This is a genomic window from Pseudomonas sp. NMI542_15, from assembly GCF_021283425.1.
Lineage (GTDB): Bacteria > Pseudomonadota > Gammaproteobacteria > Pseudomonadales > Pseudomonadaceae > Aquipseudomonas > Aquipseudomonas fortuita.
In genome coordinates this window covers 1-16684 of the sequence record NZ_JAJSRO010000011.1, presented here as the reverse complement: position 1 = coordinate 16684, position 16684 = coordinate 1, and the positions used below count along the sequence as shown (strand labels likewise).

Below are 16684 nucleotides of genomic sequence, written 5' to 3'. Positions count from 1 at the left end.
TGTTGCTCCCTTGTGGGCCTGTTCCGCCCACCCGCAGCCACTGCGGGTGGGCGTTTTCATCAGTTGGCGACGATGTTGACCAGCTTGCCCGGTACCACGATGACCTTGCGGATGGTGAGGCCATCGATGAAGCGCAGGACATTCTCGTTGCTGCGGGCGGCGGCTTCGACTTCTTCGCGGCTGGCCGCGGCAGGCATCTCGACCTGGCCGCGCAGTTTACCGTTGACCTGAACCACCAGGGTAACGGTGTCCTGCACCAGTGCCTGTTCGTCGACGCTCGGCCAGGCGGCATCGATCACCGACCCTGCATGGCCGAGGTGCTGCCACAGCGCGTGAGAAATGTGCGGGGTGATCGGTGCCAGCAGCAGGGTGACGGCTTCCAGGCCTTCCTGCAGCAGGGCGCGGTCCTGTTCGCTGGCCTGAGGGGCCTTTTCCAGCACGTTCATCACGGTCATCACCTGGGCGATGGCAGTGTTGAACTTGTGGAACTGGCCTACATCGGTGCTGGCCTGCTTGATGGCTGCGTGGATGGCGCGGCGGATGACCTTCTGTGCGTCGTCCAGGGCAGCGATATCCAGCTTGCCCGGCAGGCCTTGGCTGACGTGAGCCTGGGCCAGGCGCCAGACACGGCGCAGGAAGCGGCTGGCACCCTCGACGCCGGAGTCGGACCACTCCAGGCTCATGTCGGGCGGCGAGGCGAACATCATGAACAGGCGGCAGGTGTCGGCGCCGTAGGCTTCGATCATCGATTGCGGATCGACGCCGTTGTTCTTCGACTTCGACATCTTCTCGGTGCCGCCGATTTCCACCGGCAGGCCGTCGGTCTTCAGGCGGGCGCCGATGATCTTGGCCTTGGCATCGCGCTCGATCTCGACATCGGCCGGGTTGAACCAGTCCTTGCCGCCATTGCTGGCCACGCGGTAGTAGGTTTCGGCGACCACCATGCCCTGGGTCAGCAGGTTCTTGAACGGCTCGTTCGATGTGACCAGGCCTTCGTCGCGCATCAGCTTATGGAAGAAGCGCGCATACAGCAGGTGCAGGATCGCGTGTTCGATACCGCCGATGTACTGGTCTACCGGCAGCCAGTGGTTGGCGGCTTTCGGATCGACCAGGCCCTTGTCGTAGTTCGGCGAGGCGTAACGGGCGAAGTACCAGGACGATTCGACGAAGGTGTCCATGGTGTCGGTTTCGCGCTTGGCTGCAGTACCGCATTTCGGGCAGCTGCATTCATAGAACTCAGGCATGCGCGCCAGTGGCGAACCGGCGCCGTCCGGCACCACGTTCTCGGGCAGGGTGACCGGCAGTTGGTCTTCCGGCACCGGCACGTCGCCGCAGGACGGGCAGTGGATGATCGGGATCGGGCAGCCCCAGTAGCGCTGGCGGCTGATGCCCCAGTCGCGCAGGCGGAACTGGGTACGCGACTTGCCCAGTTCCTTGCGGATCAAGGCGGCTTCGATGGCGTCGAATGCACCGGCGAAGTCCAGGCCGTCGAACTCACCGGAGTTGATCAGCTGGCCGTGCTCGCCATAGGCGGCCTGCCATTCGTTGCCGACTTCATCACCAGCGCTGGTGCGCACCACGGCCTTGACCGGCAGCTTGTACTTGTGGGCGAACTCGAAGTCGCGCTCGTCGTGGGCCGGCACGGCCATTACCGCGCCATCGCCGTAGTGCATCAGCACGTAGTTGGCGACCCATACCGGCAGCTTCTCGCCGGTCAGCGGGTGCTCGACCAGCAGGGAAGTGGCCATGCCCTTCTTCTCCTGGGTGGCCATGTCGGCTTCGGCAACGCTGCCGCTCTTGCACTCGTCGATGAACGCCTGCAGCGCCGGGTTGCCCTGGGCAGCCTGGGTGGCCAGCGGGTGCTCGGCGGCAACGGCGACGTAAGTCGCGCCCATCAGTGTGTCCGGGCGGGTGGTGAAGACCTTCAAGGTGCCTTCGTGGCCGATGCTGGCCTGGTCGTACGGGAACTGTACTTCCATGCCGCGCGACTTGCCGATCCAGTTGCGCTGCATGGTCTTGACCTGCTCAGGCCAGCCCGGCAGCTCGTCGAGGCTTTCCAGCAGCTCGTCGGCGTAGTCGGTGATGCGGAAGTAGTACATCGGGATTTCGCGCTTCTCGATCAGCGCGCCCGAACGCCAGCCACGGCCGTCGATGACCTGCTCGTTGGCCAGTACGGTCTGGTCCGCCGGGTCCCAGTTCACGGTACCGTTCTTGCGGTAGATGATGCCTTTCTCGAACAGGCGGGTGAACAGCCACTGCTCCCAACGGTAGTAGTCGGGCTTGCAGGTGGTCACTTCACGTGCCCAGTCGATGGCCAGGCCCAGGCTCTTGAGCTGGGTCTTCATGTAATCAATGTTTTCGTAGGTCCACTTGGCCGGGGCGACGTTGTTTTTCATCGCCGCGTTTTCCGCGGGCATGCCGAAAGCGTCCCAGCCCATCGGCTGCAGGACGTTCTTGCCCAGCATGCGCTGGTAGCGGGCAATCACGTCGCCGATGGTGTAGTTGCGCACGTGGCCCATGTGTAGCTTGCCGCTCGGGTACGGGAACATCGATAGGCAATAGTAGGTGTCTTTGCCTGGCTGTTCGGTAACAGCGAACGATTGTTGCTCGTCCCAGAAGTTCTGGGCGGCGGCTTCGATATCACGGGGCGTGTATTGTTCGTGCATGGCTACTTTTGGCTGAGAGAGAAGAGACCTTGTTCCAGGCAGCGGAACCTCGCTGCAACCGGTACTCCGGTGTCGTTTAGAGTGAACGCCGTAGCATACAGCAGCGTTGCGTATCGTGGGAAACCTTCGTTGCGAATGCCCGCTGGTCGCGGCAGGCGGCTGCTTTTCATTGCGCCGCTAAGCTCAGGTGTGGGGGGAGATATTCTTTATCTTCAATGAGGTGAACGGATGGGAGAGACGCAGCTACCCGCAATCAAGCCGGAGCTTTACGAGCGCCTGATCGACCGGCTTGGCCTGGCACTGGAAGCGGCCAGGACCTCGGTGCGATTGCGTGACGAGATGCCAGCCGAGCTGGAATTGCGCGGCCTGAGCCACGCCGAGTTCGAAGTGATCAAGGCCTACCTGGATGCAATCCCGGAGCGCCCAAGTGCCTGTGCCGGCAGTTACCCACAAGCGGAGCCGACATCGGCCAAGATCATCTGGCTCAAGGACAAGAAACGCCCCGCCAATGCGGCGAGATCCAGGACGCTGCCACATCGCTAGCCGTTCAGGATGCCAGCCGCAGGCCATCGCGCGCCGGTTCTGCAATATCACACAACCACACAGCTCACGATTGGCGCCGGTCGCACCCTTGTTGACCGGCGTCGATCCTTTTAGGCTGCACCCCTGCCAAGGAGGTGTGGCCGATGCCGATCCGATTCTTCATCAAACAATGGCTGATGCCGCCCGGCATCCTGTTCCTGCTGCTGCTTGCGGCCTGGTGGCTGCGTGCGCGGCGGCCACGATTGGCGGCGCTGTGCTTTGCCGTGGGGCTTGGTGGGCTGTGGCTGATGAGCCTGCCGCTGGTGGTACAGGAAACCGCCCGTATGCTGGAAAGCGAGCCGCCGTTGGGCGTGGGCGACTGGGGCGCCCTGGCGAGCCGGGCGGATGCCATTGTAGTGCTAGGTGCGGGGCGTGAGCGCGGTGACCCGGCCTGGGGCGGTAGCGACCAGCCCACGGCCACGGCGCTGGAGCGTCTGCGCTTTGCCGCGCAGCTGGCCAAAGCATCGGGGTTGCCGGTGCTGACCAGCGGTGGGCTGCACTATGGCACGCCGCCGAGCGAGGCGCGGTTGATGGCTGATCGCCTGCGTGAAGACTTTGCGGTTGCGGTGAAGTGGCGCGAGGAGGCAAGCCGCACGACCTGGGAAAATGCCCAGCTCACGGCCAAGGTGCTGCAACCGTTGGGCATTCGTCGCGTAGTGGTGGTGACCCAAGCCTGGCACATGCAGCGCTCGCGCTGGAGCTTTGAGCAAGCGGGATTCGAGGTGGTGCCGGCGCCGGTGGGGTTCCTGGGACGCGATCATGCGCGGCCGTTTGCCGGGCTGCTGCCGGAGAGCCGGGCGATGTGGCAGAGCGGGCAGTTGCTCAATGAAGTGGTGGGGTTGGTGGGGTATCGGGTCTTCTATTGAACCTTGTGCTGCCTGTGACGGCCTCTTCGCGGGCTTGCCCGCTCCCACAGAATTAGCGCAGCCTTCGAGGCGTGTGCAGTCCCTGTGGGAGCGGGCAGGCCCGCGAAGAGGCCGTTACAGGCAGCATCATCAGACGGTTTTGGCTATGCGCCCTGCCAGCAACGCCCAGCCCAGCAGCAGCACACAGACGATCGCCAGCGGCCACGAGCGCCATTTCAGGTATGGCGTCAATTGCTGCATTGGCACCACTTCGCCATACAGCACCGCCTGCTGGAATTGCGGCACTTGCGTGGTAATGCGGCCAAACGGGTCGATCAGCGCAGTCACGCCGTTGTTGGTGGCGCGGATCATCCAGCGGCCGGCTTCCAGTGCGCGCATCTGTGCCATCTGCAAGTGCTGCAAGGGGCCTATCGATTTGCCGAACCAGGTGTCGTTGCTGATGGTCAGCAGCAGGTCGCTGCGTGCGGCCAGGCCTGCGGCAAACTCGGGGTAGACCACTTCGTAGCAGATGTACGGCGCAACCTGATAGCCCTTGGCCTGCAACAGCGGCTGGTCTTCAGGCCCGCGAGCGAAGTCGGACATGGGCAGGTTGAAGAACTCGATCATGCCCCGCAGCATGTCCTGCAGCGGCACGTATTCGCCAAACGGCACCAGCTTCTGCTTGAGGTAGGTGCCATCGCCTTCACCGGTGACGGTAATGCCGTTGTAGTAGCGGCGCTGGTGATGCACCACTTCACGCACCGGCACGCCTGTGATCAGCGCCGAATGACGCTCGGCGGCGAAGCGGCCCATCACGTCGATGTAACCCTGGGCCTGGTCCTTGAGCACCGGCACCGCGGTTTCAGGCCAGACCAGCAGGTCCACAGGTTTGGAGCTGAAGCTCAGGTCACGGTACAGCGCCAGTTGCGCGTCGATGTGTGCCGGGTCCCATTTCAGGTCCTGCTCGACGTTACCCTGAATGGCTGCCACTTTCAGCGGGTCGCCTGCCGGTTTGGTCCAGGCATGGCCCTTGAGTGCCAGGCCCAGTGCCCACGGGGCCAGTAACAGCAGGCAGGCGACGGCCAGGAACGAGGGGCGGGTGCGCAGGCGGTGCAGGTTGCACAGCAGGGCTGCTGTAAGCGCCAGGGCGAAAGAAACCAGCCATACGCCGCCCAGCGGTGCCAGGCCGGCCAGCGGGCCGTCCAGCTGGCTGTAGCCGGCGTAGAGCCAGGGGAAGCCGGTCAGGAACCAGCCGCGGAAGGCCTCTTGCAGCAGCCACAGGGCAGCGAAGCACAGCGCGTCGGCCAGTGGCGCTTCATTGCGCCTCAGCCAGCGCGCCCACAGCCAGGTGGGCAGGGCAAAGAACCAGGCCAACGCAGCGAAGAACGCCAACAGCAGCAGGATCGCCAACAGCGGCGAGGCGCCGCCGTAGGTGTTCATGCTGACGTAGATCCACCAGGTACCGGCGCCATACAGGCCGAAACCGAACCACCAGCCCCGCCACATGGCCTGGCGCGGGCTGAGCTCGCGCAGGCCGAGGTAGAGCACGGCGATGGACAATATGGCCAGCGGCCAGATGTCGAACGGCGCCAGGGCCAGAAGGGTGGAAGCACCGGCCGCCAGGGCCAGCAGGTTACCGGGCCAGCCGGGGCGGGTGATCCAACGCATGTTTGTCCTTAACGGGTGATCGGGGTCAGGCGCAGCAAGTGTATCCGCCGGCTGTCGGCGTTGAGAATACGGAACTTGTAAGACCCGATCTCGGTGGTTTCGTTGCGCTTGGGCAGGTGGCCAAAGGCGCTCATCACCAGGCCGCCGACCGTGTCGAACTCGTCATCGGAGAACTCGCTGTCGAAGAACTCGTTGAAGTTTTCGATCGGGGTAAGCGCCTTGACCAGGAAGTCACCGCTGGGCAGCGGCTTGATGTAGCTGTCTTCCTCGACGTCGTGCTCGTCCTCGATATCGCCGACAATCTGCTCCAGCACGTCCTCGATGGTCACCAGGCCTGCCACACCGCCATATTCGTCGATGACGATGGCCATGTGGTTATGGTTGGCGCGGAATTCGCGCAGCAACACGTTCAGGCGTTTGGACTCGGGCACGAAAGTGGCCGGGCGCAACAGGTCCTTGATGTTGAAACTGTCGCCGTTCTCCTTGAGGATCAGCGGCAGCAGGTCTTTGGCGAGCAGGATCCCGAGCACATCGTCGTGGCTTTCGCCGATCACCGGGTAGCGCGAGTGCGCGGCGTCGATCACCGCTGGCAGAAACTCGCGAGGCGACTGGCCTGCCTTGATGCTGTTCATCTGCGAGCGCGGCACCATGATGTCGCGCACCTGCAGGTCGGCGACCTGGATGGCGCCTTCGACGATGGTCAGCGCTTCGCTGTCCAGCAGTTTGTTCTGATGGGCTTCGCGCAGCAACTCAAGGAGCTCCTGGCGGTTTTTCGGCTCATGGGCAAAAGCCTGGGTCAGTTTGCCCAGCCAGGACTTTTGCCCGTTGCTCGATCGATCTTCGCTCATGGCGGTTCTCGTGATCCTTCGTGTTTCAGTGTGTGATTGAGTCGGTTTCATCGTCGGCATACGGGTCGGGGTGACCCAGTTCTGCCAGCAATTCCCGTTCCAGGCCTTCCATTTCTTCGGCTTCCTCATCATCGATGTGGTCATAGCCGAGCAGATGCAGGCAACCGTGAATGACCAGGTGCGCCCAGTGGGCCTCCAGCGACTTGCCTTGTTCGGCCGCTTCGCGCTCGACCACTGCTACACAGATCACCAGGTCGCCCAGCAACGGGATATCGAGCAGGTCGTCGGGTACATCGGCCGGGAACGACAGCACATTGGTCGCGTAATCTTTATGCCGGTAGGTGTGGTTCAGCTCACGGCCTTCGGCTTCCTCGACCAGGCGAATGGTCATTTCCGAGTCGGCGCTGCGCTGGCGCAGGGCCAGTTCGCACCAGCGGCGGAAGGCGGCGTCATCCGGGGCGGCAGCGTCCGTGGCCCGTTGGATATCAAGTTCAAGCATTTTTGCCGGGCGCCTCGGGCTTGGCCTGGTGGGCTTCGAAGCGGTCGTAGGCTTCGACAATACGCTGCACCAGTGGGTGACGAACCACATCTTTGGGCTGGAAGTGGGTAAAGCTGATGCCTGGAACGTCCTTCAGCACCTCGATGACGTGCGCCAGGCCGGACTTGGTGCCACGTGGCAGGTCGACCTGGGTGATGTCACCGGTGATCACCGCCGTGGAGCCGAAACCGATGCGGGTGAGGAACATTTTCATCTGTTCCAGCGTGGTGTTCTGGCTTTCGTCGAGGATGATGAAGCTGTTGTTCAGGGTGCGGCCACGCATGTAGGCCAGCGGGGCGATCTCGATCACCTGGCGCTCTATCAGCTTGGCCACGTGCTCGAAACCGAGCATTTCGTACAGGGCGTCGTACAGCGGGCGCAGGTACGGGTCGATCTTCTGCGCCAGGTCACCGGGCAGGAAGCCAAGCTTTTCGCCTGCCTCGACCGCCGGGCGCACCAGCAGGATGCGGCGCACCTGTTCGCGTTCCAGCGCATCCACCGCGCAGGCGACGGCAAGGTAGGTCTTGCCGGTACCGGCCGGGCCGATACCGAAGTTGATGTCGTTGGCCAGGATTTCCTTCACGTAGCGCTGCTGGTTGAGCCCGCGTGGGCGGATGTTGCCCTTGCGCGTACGCAGCGACACGCTGACTTCGTTCACGGCCGGGTTGTCGATGTTCTCGACAGCCGACTCCTGAAGGTACAGGTGCACGGTTTCCGGCGACAGGTCGGTTGCCTTGGTCTCGCGGTAGAGACGGCGCAGCAACTGTTCGGCCGCAGAGGTGGTCTTGGGTTCGCCGATCAGTTCGAACTGATTGCCGCGGTTGCGGATTTCGATGGCCAAGCGCTGTTCGATCAGGCGCAAGTGCTCGTCGAACTGCCCGCACAGGTTGGCGAAACGGTGGGCCTCGAAGGGCTCGAGGATGAAACGATGGGGTTCTATGGGTGCGTTCAAGGTCGTTTTTAGCCGCTCGACGGCAATGGGTGTGAACTCAAGAATAACCCTTGAATGCCAGTGGCGAAAGCACTGAAACGTTCAACGGTATGTACTGCCTGTTCTGGCCTCTTCGCGGGTGAACCCGCTCCCACAGGTTGGGTGCATGACCTGTGGGAGCGGGTTCACCCGCGAAGAGGCCGGAGCAGGTATCATGCCTGCCTTTTCTTACGCATGTGTTATCCCTCCCATCATGAGCAAACGCGAACCTGCCATCTATAAAGTGATCTTCCTCAACCAGGGGCAGGTCTTCGAGATGTATGCCAAGCAGATCTACCAGAGCGACCTGTGGGGCTTCCTGGAAATCGAGGAGTTCGTGTTCGGCGAGCGCTCGCAGCTGGTGGTAGACCCGAGCGAGGAGAAGCTCAAGAGCCAGTTCGAGGGGGTGATCCGCAGTTTCGTGCCGATGCACTCGATCGTGCGAATCGACGAAGTCGAGCGCCTGGGCACGGCAAAGATCAGCGAAGCCAAGGGCGGCGGCAATGTGATGCCGTTCCCGATGCCAATGCCGGAAAAGTAACCTTCAGGGGAGCGGCGAGAACGGCGTGCGCCCTTCGGCGTTCTGCAGTTCCAGCAGGTATTTGCGGAAAATCTGGCCGAGCACCTGGGTGGCATGCTCCAGCTCGTCGCGGGGCATTTGCTCGGTCACTTCGTCGGCCATGTCCAATGCATCTTCGGCACCGTTGACCGCGGCCATCTTCAGCAGGATGTAGGCCTGCACATTGTTGGCCTTGACCCCTTCGCCATGGAAGAACATGGCACCCAGACGGTACTGGGCGTCGGCCTGGCCTTGCAGCGAAGCCTTCTGGAACCAGTCCAGGGCTTTGTCGAGGTTTTTCGGCGTTTGCGTGTAGTAGTACTCGCCCAGTTCGAATTGCGCCTGGGCATCCCCCGCGGTAGCCGTCTGCTCGCAGGCCTTGAGGGCGTTTGCCAGGTCTTCAGGCTGAACATTCAAGGTGCAGCGGCCCGTCGCCGGAATCAGCAACGAGTTACCGCCCTCCGCCAAGGCCAGCAGGGGCTGAAGAAGCAACAGGCAGCCCAGGGTCAGGGCGCGGCCGGTGCGGTTCATGGGGATCGACTTACCTCTGCAAAGCTGCGGCCAATGTCTCTGGTGGCACATTATGGGATAAGCAGCGCCAACCTTACAAAGTTTTACTCGAATTTCTGCTTGGTTGGGGAAGTCAGCTGATTGTGCATGCGTAATTATTACCTGTACCGGCCTCTTCGCGGGGCAAGCCCGCTCCCACAGAGGCCGGTGCAGGCTGGCAATTACTTCAATGCAGCAAAGGCCTTTTCAGCTGCATCCAGGGTGATCTGCAGCTCCTTGTCGCCGTGGGCGATGGAGGTGAAGCCCGCCTCGAACGCGCTCGGTGCCAGGTACACGCCGCCTTCCAGCATCAGGTGGAAGAAGCGCTTGAAGCGTTCGGCATCGCTGCTCATCACGTCTTCGAACGTGACGATGTCGTCGGCGCCGCTGAAGTACAGGCCGAACATGGCGCCGGCCTGGGTGGTGACGAACGGTACGCCAGCGGCATCGGCACGTTGTTGCAGGCCATCAAGCATGCGGCTGGTGTAGTCGGTCAGCTCGGCGTGGAAGCCCGGGCGGCTGATCAGCTTCAGGGTGGTCAGGCCGGCGGCCATGGCCAGCGGGTTGCCCGACAGGGTGCCGGCCTGGTAGACCGGGCCGAGCGGGGCGATGCAGCCCATGATTTCGCGTTTGCCGCCGAAGCAGCCGACCGGCATGCCGCCACCGACGATCTTGCCGAAGGTGGACAGGTCCGGCTTGATGCCATAGTGGCCTTGGGCGCCGCCCAGGGAGACGCGGAAGCCTGTCATCACTTCGTCGAAGATCAGTACCACGCCGTGTTTGTCGCACTGCTCGCGCAGGCCTTCAAGGAAGCCCGGCGCTGGGGGGACGCAGTTCATGTTGCCGGCCACGGGCTCGACAATGATGCAGGCCACGGTCTGGCCGACCTCGGCCAGGGTTTTTTCGACCGCGGCAATGTCGTTGAACGGCAAGGTGAGGGTGTGCTTTGCAAAGTCTGCCGGCACGCCGGCCGAGCTTGGCACGCCTTGGGTCAGCAGGCCGGAACCGGCTTTTACCAGCAGGCTGTCGGAATGGCCGTGGTAGCAGCCTTCGAACTTGATGATGGCGTCACGGCCGGTGTAGCCACGGGCCAGGCGGATGGCGCTCATGGTGGCTTCGGTGCCCGAGCTCACCATGCGGACCATTTCCATGGATGGTACCAGCGAGCAGACCAGGTCGGCCATGTCGGTTTCCATGGCGGTGGGTGCGCCATAGGACAGGCCGTGTTCCAGTTGCTTGCGTACCGAGTCCAGCACGTCCGGGTGGCCGTGGCCAAGGATCATCGGGCCCCAGGAGCCGACGTAGTCGACGTAGCGCTTGTCGTCCTCGTCAACGACGTAGGCGCCTTCGGCATGCTTGAAGAACAGTGGCGTGCCGCCAACGCTCTTGAAGGCGCGGACCGGCGAGTTGACCCCGCCTGGGATGTGCTTCTGGGCTTTGGCGAACAGGTCTTCGGAACGGGACATGAAAGGTTCTCTCGAAATCAGGATGCGAACAAGGCGTTGAAGGCGCGGGCGCGGCGGGTGACTTCTTGCGCGCTGTCGGCACCGAACAGGCCATGGATCACCGCCAGCAGGTCGGCACCGTGGGCGACCAGCGGGGCGGCGTTGTCGAGGGTGATGCCGCCGATCACGGCAATCGGCAGTTTCACCTGGGCACGCGCCTGCTCCAGCAGTTCAACGTTGGCGGCGGGCGCGCCCGGCTTGGTAACGGAATTGAAGAAGCGGCCAAAGGCGACGTAGCTGGCGCCTTCACTGGCGGCCTGGGCGGCCAGGTCGAGGCTGGCGTGGCAGGTGGAGCCGATGATCGCCCGGCGGCCGAGCAGGGCGCGGGCCGGGGTCAGCGGGCCGTCAGTCTGGCCCAGGTGTACGCCAACGCCCAGGCGCGCGGCCAGTTCGGCGTCATCGTTGATGAGCAGCTGGGTGCCGTAGCGCTCGCAGAGCTTCATCAGCCCTTCGGCTTCACGCAGGCGGCGCGCCGCGTCGTCACTTTTGTCGCGGTACTGCAGCAGGCACACGCCGCCTTCCAGGGCCGCTTCGACATGGGACAGGAAACGGCCAGCGAGCAGCTGGCTGTCGGTGATTGCGTACAGACCGCGTAGCTTCATCGAAGGCCTCGTATCAGGAGCAGAAGTCCAGGGGCAGGCGGCGCGGCACGAACTGGCCCCTGCCCAGCTGTTCGGCGTCACGCAGGGTGCGCCAGGTGTAGTCCAGGGCGCTGCGCACGGCGCTTTCCAGCTGCTCGCCGAGCGCCAGGCGGCCAGCCAGGGCGCTGGCCAGGGTGCAGCCCGAACCGTGGTAGCTGCCCGGCAGGCGCTGGCAGGTCCAGGTGTGGTGCTGACCGTCCTGGGTGTACAGGCGGTTGTGAATTTCGTCTTCGTCGCCGTGACCGCCGGTAATCAGCAGGTGTCTACAGAACGGCAGCAGCTTTTCGGCACATTCGTCGGCGGTGCCTTCAGGCAGTTCGGCGAGGATGCGGGCTTCGGGCAGGTTCGGCGTGGCGATGGTCGCCAGCGGCAGCAGGCGTTCGCGCACGGCGTAGCCGACTTCGTCCTTGCCCAGGCGGCCACCGCCGCCGGCACGCAGCACCGGGTCGCAGACCAGCGGCAGGTGCGGGTGGGCGGCCAGCAGTTCGGCGACGGTGTCGACCATTTCGATCGAACCGAGCATGCCCAGTTTGACTGCGGCCACCGTGGAGTCGGCCAGTACGGCATTGGCCTGGGCCAGTACCCACTCGCGGTCGAGCACGCGGAAGTCGGAAACGTTGACGGTATCCTGCACGGTCAGGGCGGTCACTGCGGGTGCAGCGTGACAGCCTTGCGCGATCAGGGCTTCGATATCTGCCTGCAGGCCGGCGCCGCCACTAGGGTCGTGGCCGGAGAGACAGAGGACAACGGGGCGGGAGCTGTAGGTATTCATGGTCGGCGAGCTTACCACCAAACCTGTTTGGGCGGATCGTCCGACAAACGCGTTTTACTGATCGATTGGTCAGATTTTTGTTTGGTGTTCTTCTGAAAGTATTGATTTAGAGCCTTTTCTTTGGTTTTTGAGATGGCCGATTGCCAGGTTGCGAAGCTATGCTAGAGTGCTCGGATAACTCGACAAACGGGTGCTGCCGGATCACGTCGTCTCAAACGGATGGGAGGCTAACGCGACGCGACTGGACAGGCCATGCTGGGGCTGTATGCGCTATTTGCTGATTGTGCTTTTGGGCTTGCTGCCCGTGCTGGCCGGAGCGGTCGATTTCGACGACGCTACCCGGCATCTTCCATTGGGCAAAGCCATGCAGGTTTACGAAGACCTCGATGGCAGTGCCAGCATCGCCCAGGTGAGTGCCCCCGGGTTCGCCAAATACTTCAAACCTCACCACGAAGACGTGCTGAATGCCGGTTACTCCACCTCGGTGTTCTGGCTCAAGGTCGAGCTGCGCCCGGTTGGCGCGCCCAGCGCTGCCCCACGGCAATGGCTGCTTGAGCTGGCCTATCCGCCGCTGGACCACCTCGAACTGTACCTGTCCGACGGCAGGGGTGGCTTTCACCTGGCCCAGCGCACCGGCGATGCCTTGCCCTACGACAGCCGCCAGATCCGGCAGAACAACTACCTGTTCGAATTGCAGCTGCCGCCTGGGCAGGTAACCACCGCCTATCTGCGCCTGCACAGCCAGGGCTCGGTGCAGGCGCCGCTGGCGCTTTGGTCCCCCGAGGCCTACATGGAGGAGCAGCCCACCCGCTTGTATGTGCTGGGAATGATCTACGGCGTGTTGCTGGTGATGCTGGTGTACAACCTGTTCATCTACCTCAGCGTGCGTGACGTCAGCTACCTCTACTACATCCTCTATATTGCCTCGTTCGGTTTGTACCAGGTGTCGGTGAACGGTGCGGGCGTGGCCTACTTCTGGCCCGACAGCCCTTGGTGGGCGAACGCCTCGACGCCGCTGTTCATTGGTGCAGCAGGCCTGTTCGGCTGCCAGTTCGCCCGGCATTTCCTGCAACTGGGCAACATCAGTCGTGGCTTCGACCGGCTGCTGCAGCTACTGATGCTGGGCGGTGCGCTGGTCATGGTGCTGGCGGTGAGCATGCCCTACGGCATTGCCCTGCGCATGGCCACGCTGCTGGCATTACTGTTCACCGTCAGCATCTTCAGCGCTGGCTTGTACGCCTGGTGGCGGGGCTTGCGCGTGGCGCGCTGGTTCATCATCGCCTGGACGGCGTTCCTGCTTGGCGGCCTGGTCAACACCTTGATGGTGCTGGGCTATCTGCCAAATGTATTCATCACCATGTATGCCAGCCAGTTGGGTTCAGCGCTGGAGGTGGCATTGCTGTCGCTGGCGCTGGCGGACCGCATCAACAGCCTGCGTGAGCAGCAGGCGCAGACCTTGCGCGAGACCGGGCGCACGCTGGAGCAACTCAACCTGCAGTTGGCCAGGAGCAACCGCCTGAAAGACGAGTTCCTGGCCAGCGTGACCCATGAGCTGCGCACCCCGATGAATGGCGTGATCGGCTCGCTGGAGCTGATGCACACCCTGCCGATGGACGCCGAAATGGCCCAATACCACCGCACGGCGGTGGGGTCGGCGCAAGGCATGATGGACATGGTCGACGCCATTCTCACCCTGTCCGAACTGCAGGCCGGCCGCCTGCGTGCGCAGCCGACGCCGTTCAGTCTGCGTGCGCTGCTGCAGGGCTTGCGCGCTGGTTATGCAGGGCAGGCCCTGCGCAAAGGCTTGTACCTGAGCCTGGACATACCGGCCGACCTGCCGGACGGGCTGCTGGGTGACGGGCAGAAACTGGCCCAGTGCCTGGGCTGCCTGGTGGACAACGGTTTGAAGTTCACCCATCAGGGCGGGGTGATGATCCAGGTGCGCGGCCGCCGGTTGGGGCCGGGCGACCTGGCCTTGACCTTTACCGTCAGTGATAGCGGGATCGGCTTCGATGACCTGGAGCAGTCGACCCTCTATCAGAGGTTCTTCCAGGTCGACGGTTCGATGACCCGGCGGTATGGCGGTTTGGGGATTGGTTTGTCGATCTGCCGGCAGATGGGGGAGTTGCTGGGGGCGCGGTTGGCGCATGAGTCAACGCGCGGGTTGGGGAGCCGGTTTGAGTTGAGTTTGAACATGGCGATTTCGCAGGTGCAGATGAGCCCTAACATGCTGCAGACGCGGCGCTCGCTTTGAAGGCATGGCATTAGGTTAAGGCTGAAAGGTGCTCGCCGTGGCAGGTGCAGCGCCTATGAGATCAAGCGCCGCGCGGGCGGCGCTCGATCTCCCAGGCGCTGAACCTGCCATGGCGAACCCCTGCCAGCCCATGCCCTATTTCTACCAAGGGGAAGGCCAAACCCATCCGCTGTTCCGCATAGCCGAAGGCATCCCCTGCCGCAGCGCCCGCGAGCAGGCCTCCGAGTTGATGGGCTATGCACGGGACTTGTCGCTGACCGGTTTGATGGATGGCGACCAGCAAATGATGTGGGCATCGCATTATTTCGCTGCCATGGCCAAGGCGCTGCTGGATGATGCCGAGCTGGGCTTGATGCGCTGACTTTTGTATTGGCTGTACCGGCCCCTTCGCGGGTAAACCCGCTCCCACAGGAGTTGTGCATAGATTGAAAGATGCGCTATCACTGTGGGAATCGGTGCCCCGCGATGAGTCCTCAAGCAAGGCTAGGTAGCGCGGGTTAAGGCATCAATGCTCCGTAAGCCGACAAAAAGCCAAAAAGAGCGGTGATGGGCAGCCAGCAGATAATCAGCCATAGAACATTTGTCCAAGTTATTTTTGAGTTTTCAAACCCGCATGCATCACCCTCGCAACTATTGATTGCTTGTTGTATCTGCACCATTGCTACCGAGAAAAAGGTGGTGTAGAGGAGTGTGAGCATAATCGGGATTATGGTGAAAAAGGAGAGTGGCAGCTTGCTCAGTACTTTTTCGGATATATAAAATTCCCAGCCTACTATCAGTAGGATGGGTGCGTATACCATCAGAGTGACACCGACCGCACTACCTTCTATAGACCGATTCGCTTGAGTACAGCGAGCGACGATTTTTTTCATCAAGAAGAATATTGTAAAGGCGCCGAATATTGTACAAAGCAGCGGGATGAGTCTGAGGCCATGCTGACCTCTAATGAGCAACCAGTGTCGATAGTACCAATAATAAAGGTACAGGCCCATTGATAAGGATGCCATAATTATGAGTTTTGAAATGGACGTGACATGGAGTTGCGTTTTTTGGCAGTGTGAGGTGGTTGGCGATTCGGGGCGGTGGTTCTGGTCTGAGGTCATAAGGGGGGGGCTCTCAGGTCGGCTATTAGATGAAGAAGTTTACGGCTATCCAGATGATGCCGATGTTGTTCAGTGATGATGAAATAAGTATTTTGCTTTTTAGCTTCTTAGGGAATTGTCGGTAGTCTCGCTCATCCATAAGCCCTCTGCGAATGCTTGAAGTTGGTGATCCGATGGCGCCAGCGATTACAGAAATGACTAGCACCCTGGAGCCAATTTTTTTCTCCCCCCACATGGCAGTCGCAAATGGAAGGCACGCACTCCGTTGGAGTGCCGAGGTCATCTCTTTATATTGGCGAGAGCAGGCGATATGAACATCAGAAGCAAGCCCGATTAAAATTAGGCATACAGGTGTTGCTAGCAACAATAGTCTTAGCTTTAAGTCAAGATGCTCAATCATCTGCAAAGATCTCAAAGACTAATTCGCCGAGCTTTTCACCATATTTCATGCCGCCGACGCTACCAGCCAAGGTACCTGTGCCAGTGATTACTATTCCACATGCGACAGTCCCGGGTCCAAATCTCCAGCAAACCTTTGCAGAGACTCTAGCTGATACTTTGCCGGCCGCCCAGCCGCCGGCTAAGCCGCCAGAGAAATTACTTGTTTCAGTAACTTTGACTTTTTCGCAGGCTCTGGAGTTTCCCTCTTTGCAGACTTCAGAGACTTTGATTGCCGAGCCGATTCCACCAATAGTAATCCCTATACGCCCGCCGGTTTTCAAATATTTGGTCATCTTGGCCAGTTTATCCAAATGTGTCGCGTAGCCAGGGATGTGTGTCGGTCCTCCCGCCTTGCTCCAATGATGGACTAAACTTTTCGATGAGATTCCCAGGTCCCGCCGCAGACTCTCATAATTTCCGAGATTGAGCCGCTTGTTCAGAACGGTTGCGTTCAAATTTTTACTTAATTGCGTAAATAGTTTTTGACGTTCCGCAAAGAACTCAGGGTGCCTAAGGTGCCCATGCTTGATGAATTGATCTTTATGCAGGTCTTCAATTTTTCGCAGTATGTCGCTGAGTTCATCCAGCGACTTGCCAACCATCGCCTCACTTACCCCCATCGCCAGGCTCACATCGCTGAGCAACCCGGCAATCTCGGCCTGATGGCGCATCATGAACTCGGCCTCTTCTGGCGTCAGGCTCGCCAACGCTTCCCGCGCCTGTTTCGCCGCACTCATTGCAGT

17 protein-coding genes are annotated in these 16684 nt (G+C 61.5%); 5 read left to right on the top strand and 12 right to left on the bottom strand.

Translation table 11 applies throughout. The features are described 5' to 3' along the window. Positions 1–59 precede the first annotated feature (59 nt). On the bottom strand, positions 60–2666 hold the full coding sequence (leuS, locus tag LU684_RS16785) for a leucine--tRNA ligase (protein ID WP_016489352.1): 2607 nt from the start codon (positions 2664–2666) through the stop codon (positions 60–62). A gap of 228 nt (positions 2667–2894) precedes the next feature. Between leuS and LU684_RS16780 the strand changes: the two genes are divergently transcribed. Both LU684_RS16780 and LU684_RS16775 read left to right on the top strand, forming a co-directional pair. Continuing rightward, positions 2895–3209, top strand: a complete 315-nt coding sequence (locus tag LU684_RS16780) for a hypothetical protein (protein WP_016489351.1) — start codon at positions 2895–2897, stop codon at positions 3207–3209. Positions 3210–3352: 143 nt separating this feature from the next. Beyond that, positions 3353–4114: a YdcF family protein gene (locus tag LU684_RS16775; protein WP_232894835.1), complete on the top strand. Its 762-nt coding sequence runs from the start codon at positions 3353–3355 to the stop codon at positions 4112–4114. Between the two features lie 129 nt (positions 4115–4243). Here the strand turns inward: LU684_RS16775 and lnt are convergent, their stop codons facing one another. From lnt to LU684_RS16755, 4 genes are read right to left on the bottom strand one after another with little or no spacing between them, the layout of a single operon-like run. Next, entirely contained in the window at positions 4244–5761 is a 1518-nt protein-coding gene (gene lnt / locus LU684_RS16770) for an apolipoprotein N-acyltransferase (RefSeq protein ID WP_016489349.1), read from the bottom strand. An 8-nt stretch (positions 5762–5769) separates the two neighbouring features. Next, the gene (locus LU684_RS16765) at positions 5770–6609 is read right to left on the bottom strand and encodes an HlyC/CorC family transporter (protein ID WP_003249762.1); all 840 of its coding nucleotides are present in this window, start codon (positions 6607–6609) and stop codon (positions 5770–5772) included. A gap of 25 nt (positions 6610–6634) precedes the next feature. Further along, entirely contained in the window at positions 6635–7108 is a 474-nt protein-coding gene (ybeY, locus tag LU684_RS16760; protein ID WP_016489348.1) for an rRNA maturation RNase YbeY, read from the bottom strand. Continuing rightward, positions 7101–8099, bottom strand: a complete 999-nt coding sequence (locus tag LU684_RS16755) for a PhoH family protein (RefSeq protein WP_016489347.1) — start codon at positions 8097–8099, stop codon at positions 7101–7103. The genes ybeY and LU684_RS16755 overlap by 8 nt, the downstream gene beginning before the upstream one ends. Before the next feature lie 232 nt (positions 8100–8331). Here LU684_RS16755 and LU684_RS16750 point away from each other — a divergent pair, with 232 nt between their 5' ends. After that, positions 8332–8658, top strand: a complete 327-nt coding sequence (locus tag LU684_RS16750; RefSeq protein WP_016489346.1) for a DUF1820 family protein — start codon at positions 8332–8334, stop codon at positions 8656–8658. Between the two features lie 3 nt (positions 8659–8661). Here the strand turns inward: LU684_RS16750 and LU684_RS16745 are convergent, their stop codons facing one another. From LU684_RS16745 to LU684_RS16730, 4 genes are all read right to left on the bottom strand, one after another. Beyond that, positions 8662–9207 (bottom strand): tetratricopeptide repeat protein, encoded by a 546-nt coding sequence (locus tag LU684_RS16745; protein WP_016489345.1) that lies wholly within the window; start codon positions 9205–9207, stop codon positions 8662–8664. 200 nt (positions 9208–9407) lie between these two features. Continuing rightward, complete coding sequence (gene hemL / locus LU684_RS16740; RefSeq protein ID WP_016489344.1) at positions 9408–10691, bottom strand: glutamate-1-semialdehyde 2,1-aminomutase; 1284 nt, start codon at positions 10689–10691, stop codon at positions 9408–9410. A 17-nt stretch (positions 10692–10708) separates the two neighbouring features. Next, the gene (thiE, locus tag LU684_RS16735; protein ID WP_016501788.1) at positions 10709–11332 is read right to left on the bottom strand and encodes a thiamine phosphate synthase; all 624 of its coding nucleotides are present in this window, start codon (positions 11330–11332) and stop codon (positions 10709–10711) included. A gap of 13 nt (positions 11333–11345) precedes the next feature. Then, positions 11346–12143, bottom strand: coding sequence for a hydroxymethylpyrimidine/phosphomethylpyrimidine kinase (locus LU684_RS16730; RefSeq protein ID WP_016489342.1), 798 nt, complete (start codon positions 12141–12143; stop codon positions 11346–11348). Positions 12144–12408: 265 nt separating this feature from the next. On the opposite strand from LU684_RS16730, the gene LU684_RS16725 reads away from it, so the two are divergent. Both LU684_RS16725 and LU684_RS16720 read left to right on the top strand, forming a co-directional pair. Next, positions 12409–14397, top strand: a complete 1989-nt coding sequence (locus LU684_RS16725) for a sensor histidine kinase (RefSeq protein WP_016489341.1) — start codon at positions 12409–12411, stop codon at positions 14395–14397. A gap of 109 nt (positions 14398–14506) precedes the next feature. Beyond that, on the top strand, positions 14507–14758 hold the full coding sequence (locus tag LU684_RS16720; RefSeq protein ID WP_191087914.1) for a DUF3077 domain-containing protein: 252 nt from the start codon (positions 14507–14509) through the stop codon (positions 14756–14758). A 136-nt stretch (positions 14759–14894) separates the two neighbouring features. Here LU684_RS16720 and LU684_RS16715 read toward each other — a convergent pair whose 3' ends face one another. The 3 genes from LU684_RS16715 to LU684_RS16705 form a co-directional block, all read right to left on the bottom strand. Then, positions 14895–15269 (bottom strand): hypothetical protein, encoded by a 375-nt coding sequence (locus LU684_RS16715; protein WP_232894834.1) that lies wholly within the window; start codon positions 15267–15269, stop codon positions 14895–14897. A gap of 256 nt (positions 15270–15525) precedes the next feature. Next, positions 15526–15900, bottom strand: coding sequence for a hypothetical protein (locus LU684_RS16710; RefSeq protein ID WP_024717369.1), 375 nt, complete (start codon positions 15898–15900; stop codon positions 15526–15528). Next, the coding region (locus LU684_RS16705; protein ID WP_232894833.1) for a hypothetical protein at positions 15893–16684 on the bottom strand (792 nt) is incomplete at its 5' end. The genes LU684_RS16710 and LU684_RS16705, both read right to left, overlap by 8 nt.

Excerpts from the sequence above, each read along its gene's own strand:
- leuS (WP_016489352.1), bottom strand. The coding sequence starts at position 2,666 with ATGCACGAACAATACACGCCCCGTGATATCGAAGCCGCCGCCCAGAAC.
- LU684_RS16780 (WP_016489351.1), top strand. The coding sequence starts at position 2,895 with ATGGGAGAGACGCAGCTACCCGCAATCAAGCCGGAGCTTTACGAGCGC.
- LU684_RS16775 (WP_232894835.1), top strand. The coding sequence starts at position 3,353 with ATGCCGATCCGATTCTTCATCAAACAATGGCTGATGCCGCCCGGCATC.
- lnt (WP_016489349.1), bottom strand. The coding sequence starts at position 5,761 with ATGCGTTGGATCACCCGCCCCGGCTGGCCCGGTAACCTGCTGGCCCTG.
- LU684_RS16765 (WP_003249762.1), bottom strand. The coding sequence starts at position 6,609 with ATGAGCGAAGATCGATCGAGCAACGGGCAAAAGTCCTGGCTGGGCAAA.
- ybeY (WP_016489348.1), bottom strand. The coding sequence starts at position 7,108 with ATGCTTGAACTTGATATCCAACGGGCCACGGACGCTGCCGCCCCGGAT.
- LU684_RS16750 (WP_016489346.1), top strand. The coding sequence starts at position 8,332 with ATGAGCAAACGCGAACCTGCCATCTATAAAGTGATCTTCCTCAACCAG.
- LU684_RS16745 (WP_016489345.1), bottom strand. The coding sequence starts at position 9,207 with ATGAACCGCACCGGCCGCGCCCTGACCCTGGGCTGCCTGTTGCTTCTT.
- hemL (WP_016489344.1), bottom strand. The coding sequence starts at position 10,691 with ATGTCCCGTTCCGAAGACCTGTTCGCCAAAGCCCAGAAGCACATCCCA.
- thiE (WP_016501788.1), bottom strand. The coding sequence starts at position 11,332 with ATGAAGCTACGCGGTCTGTACGCAATCACCGACAGCCAGCTGCTCGCT.
- LU684_RS16730 (WP_016489342.1), bottom strand. The coding sequence starts at position 12,143 with ATGAATACCTACAGCTCCCGCCCCGTTGTCCTCTGTCTCTCCGGCCAC.
- LU684_RS16725 (WP_016489341.1), top strand. The coding sequence starts at position 12,409 with ATGCGCTATTTGCTGATTGTGCTTTTGGGCTTGCTGCCCGTGCTGGCC.
- LU684_RS16720 (WP_191087914.1), top strand. The coding sequence starts at position 14,507 with ATGGCGAACCCCTGCCAGCCCATGCCCTATTTCTACCAAGGGGAAGGC.
- LU684_RS16715 (WP_232894834.1), bottom strand. The coding sequence starts at position 15,269 with ATGAAAAAAATCGTCGCTCGCTGTACTCAAGCGAATCGGTCTATAGAA.
- LU684_RS16710 (WP_024717369.1), bottom strand. The coding sequence starts at position 15,900 with ATGATTGAGCATCTTGACTTAAAGCTAAGACTATTGTTGCTAGCAACA.